General features: G+C 68.4%; 3 protein-coding genes. 1 reads left to right on the top strand and 2 read right to left on the bottom strand.

Annotated features, from left to right (window positions below; all coding sequences use genetic code 11):
- Positions 1-1,137, top strand: a 1,137-nt coding sequence (locus tag ACOADB_RS13265; RefSeq protein ID WP_378599265.1) for a hypothetical protein, incomplete at its 5' end; no start/stop codon positions are given.
- A gap of 99 nt (positions 1,138-1,236) precedes the next feature.
- Here ACOADB_RS13265 and sucD read toward each other — a convergent pair.
- Positions 1,237-2,133, bottom strand: a complete 897-nt coding sequence (gene sucD, locus ACOADB_RS13260) for a succinate--CoA ligase subunit alpha (protein WP_378599263.1) — start codon at positions 2,131-2,133, stop codon at positions 1,237-1,239.
- 11 nt (positions 2,134-2,144) lie between these two features.
- Entirely contained in the window at positions 2,145-3,311 is a 1,167-nt protein-coding gene (gene sucC / locus ACOADB_RS13255) for an ADP-forming succinate--CoA ligase subunit beta (protein WP_378599260.1), read from the bottom strand.
- Positions 3,312-3,790 lie beyond the last annotated feature (479 nt).

Below are 3,790 nucleotides of genomic sequence, written 5' to 3'. Positions count from 1 at the left end.
GCGGTGTACCACCCGTGCCAGCAGCAGGCGCTCAGCGAGCTGGGTGCGACGAACAGCTTCACCCGCGCCTTCGAGTACGTCCCGCAGCTCGACCCCGGTGACGTCGCCCCACCGGAGGCGCCTCGTGACCGGCTGGTCGAGCAGATCGCGGAGTTCACGTCCCCGGCGGCTGCGCGCTCGGCGTACGACACGTTCGCCCAGTGGGTCCTCGACTGTGAGTTCCCCGATGCCGACCGCACCAACGTCGTGCCCGACGCACGGACCGTCCCCGTGTCCTCCGGCACCGAGGCCGTCATCTACGACCTCAACTGGACGCTGGAGCCGGAGGCCGAGGACCCGCTCGGTGAGACCAGCTACATCAACGAGACCGGCCTCGTCCTCCAGGGCGACCGGATCGCGGCGATCGCAGTGACGATCAACGGCCAGGACTACAACTTCCTCGACGAGGAGGGCGGAACGCCGGTCAAGCGGATGATCCCGAAGGCAGCCGACCGGCTGGACGGAGCAGCGGACGAACCGGGCTCCCCGACGACCTCCGACCCGTCGGCACCCACCAGCAGCACCGTGAACCCGGCGATTGCACCGGACTTCCCGCTCATCTCCCGCTGGCCGGACGCCAGCGAGGCCGAGCCCGGAGAGGACGGCATCGTCGGACCCGCTCGCGACCTGGAGCCGCTGCCCTTCGCTCCCTGCGAGACGGCGCTGCCGGACGCACCGCACGCCGACCGGCTGACGGCCCAGTGGTCGAACGTGGAGGACTACCGCACCCGGCAGCTGACGACGTACTCCACGGTCGACGAGGCCATCGCCGCCATCGGGGACATCCGGACGATCTTCATGGACTGCCCGGTCGGCGAGACCCGCGACGACGGCTACACACCGAAGTGGGCGGTTCGCGAAGGCACCGTCGGCGGCGAGTCGTTCGCCGTGCTCGGCTGGGACGAGTTCAACGGGGCATCGACGACCTTCGGGGAGACGCTCCTCGTGGTCCGCGTCGGCCTCTCCGTCCTGGTCGTCGCCCACTCCGGCCACTCGGGCAACCCGCAGGGCCGGGAGAACGTCATCGTCGACGAGATCACCGCGGAGTCGGCCGACGTGATCGCCCGGATGTGCGCCTTCACCGAGGCTGGCTGCTGAGCCGTCGTCGTACAAGAGGAACGAAGCCCCGCCACTCGCGAGAGTGGCGGGGCTTCGGGTCTCGAGACGGTCGCTACGCGACCTCCTCGACCAACGGGTTCACAGCGACTGCAGGATCTCCCGCGCCAGGGCAGCGGTCGCGGACGGCGTCTTGCCGACCTTGACGCCGACGGCCTCGAGGGCCTCCTGCTTGGCAGCCGCGGTCCCGGCCGAGCCGGAGACGATGGCTCCGGCGTGGCCCATCGTCTTGCCCTCGGGGGCGGTGAAGCCCGCGACGTAGCCGACGACCGGCTTGGTGATGTTGTCCTTGATGTAGAGCGCCGCACGCTCCTCGGCGTCGCCGCCGATCTCGCCGATCATGACGATCACCTTGGTCTCCGGGTCCTCCTCGAAGGCCTGGAGGGCGTCGATGTGCGTGGTGCCGACGATCGGGTCGCCGCCGATGCCGATGGCGGTCGAGAAGCCGAAGTCACGCAGCTCGTACATCATCTGGTAGGTCAGCGTGCCCGACTTCGACACGAGACCGACCGGGCCCTTGCCCGCGATGGTGTGCGGGGTGATGCCGGCCAGCGACTCGCCGGGCGTGATGATGCCCGGGCAGTTCGGGCCGATCATCCGGGTGGACTTGCCCTGCAGGTAGGACCACACCTCGGCGGAGTCCTGGACCGGCACGCCCTCGGTGATGACCACGATCAGCGGCATCTCGGCGTCGATCGCCTCGATGGCCGCGTCCTTGGTGAAGGCCGGCGGGACGAACAGGACCGACACGTTCGCGCCGGTCTCCTTCATCGCCTCCGACACGGTGCCGAACACCGGGAGCTCCACGTCGGCGCCAGCGGCGTCCTTGTGGGTGACCGTGGTGCCGGCCTTGCGGGCGTTGACGCCGCCGACGATCGTCGCGCCGGACTCGATCATCAGGGCAGTGTGCTTCGCACCCATGCCACCGGTGATGCCCTGGACGATGATCTTGCTGTCCTTGTTCAGGTAAATGCTCATGTCTCGTCCCCTCAGGCGTTCGCGAGCTCGGCGGCCTTGTCGGCCGCTCCGTCCATCGTGTCGACGAGGGTCACCAGCGGGTGGTTGGCCTCGGCCAGGATCTGGCGACCCAGCTCGACGTTGTTGCCGTCGAGGCGGACCACGAGCGGCTTGGTGGCGGCGTCGCCGAGGAGCTCGAGAGCACCGACGATGCCCTTCGCGACCTCGTCACACGCGGTGATGCCACCGAAGACGTTCACGAACACGGACTTGACCTGCGCGTCGTTGAGGATCACGTCGAGGCCGTTGGCCATCACCTCGGCGTTGGCGCCGCCGCCGATGTCCAGGAAGTTGGCAGGCGTGACGCCGCCGTGGTTCTCGCCGGCGTACGCGACGACGTCGAGGGTCGACATGACCAGGCCCGCGCCGTTGCCGATGATGCCCACGGCACCGTCGAGCTTGACGTAGTTGAGGCCGAGGTCCTTGGCCTTCGCCTCGAGCGGGTCGGCGTCCTCGCGGATCTCGAAGTGCTCGTGGTCGGGGTGGCGCACCTCGGAGGCGTTCTCGTCGAGCGAGACCTTGCCGTCGAGGGCTTCCAGCTTGTCACCGGCGAGCCGCGCGAGCGGGTTCACCTCGACGAGCGTGGCGTCCTCCTCGACGAAGACCTTGTAGAGGTTCTCGATCATCGTGACGGCCTGCTCGAAGACGGGCTCCGGGAAGCCGGCCTCGGTCGCGATCTCGCGCGCCTTCGCCGCGTCGACACCCTTGCCGGGGTCGATGGCGATCTTCTTCACGGCGTCGGGGTTGGTCTTCGCGACCTCTTCGATCTCGACACCACCCTCGACGGACGCGATGCAGAGGTACTGGCGGTTCGACCGGTCCAGCAGGAAGGAGAAGTAGTACTCCTCCTCCGGCGGGGTCGCGGGGGTGATCAGGACCCGGTTGACCGGGAGGTCCTTGATCGTGAGGTTCAAGATGTCGGTCGCGTACTGGAACGCCTCGTCGGGCGTCTTGGCGATCTTGACGCCACCAGCCTTGCCACGGCCGCCGGCCTTGACTTGCGCCTTGACGACGGTCACGCCGCCCAATTCCTCGGCGGCGGCCTTCGCGGCCTCGGGGGTCTCAACGACCACACCGAGGGTCGTCGTCACACCGTGCTTGGCGAAGAGCTCCTTCGCCTGATATTCCATCAGGTCCACTGCTACGTCCTCACATCTGGGTCAGAGGGTGGTGCGCACGGCGGCGCACCCTCGGGCACACTAGTCGTGACTGGCGAGTAGGACGAGTCCGGCCCCGGCGACGTGACGACGGTCACGGGCTCGTCGCGGGTCACCCGCACGTCACTCAGCCGTCACACGATCGTCCACAGGCGACACCCCCTGGGATTTCGGGGGCCGCCGGGCATCGGTTATGGTCGGTGACGCAAGTTTCACCTGGTCGCCACCCGGCGGCCACCTTGATCGAAGCCCTCTTCTCGGGCGACTCGGACGACAGGGCCCAGGTTGAAACGGCCTGCAGGATCGTCCCCCCAAGGAGTCAGCAGTCGATGGGTAACCACCGAGCGGATCCCCGCGCAGCGCGCCGCCGCTCGACCTCCCGCGCCGAGTCCACCGAGAAGTACGTCGGTAAGCGCATGGCTGGTCGAGCTGCCGAGACGACCGCGACGCTCGAAGTTGCC

The organism is Nocardioides sp. CPCC 206348, from assembly GCF_048654705.1.
GTDB lineage: Bacteria > Actinomycetota > Actinomycetes > Propionibacteriales > Nocardioidaceae > Nocardioides.
Note: the sequence above shows the minus strand (reverse complement) of the source record. Positions and strands in the feature narration are given on the sequence as shown.

Excerpts from the sequence above, each read along its gene's own strand:
- sucD (WP_378599263.1), bottom strand. The coding sequence starts at position 2,133 with ATGAGCATTTACCTGAACAAGGACAGCAAGATCATCGTCCAGGGCATC.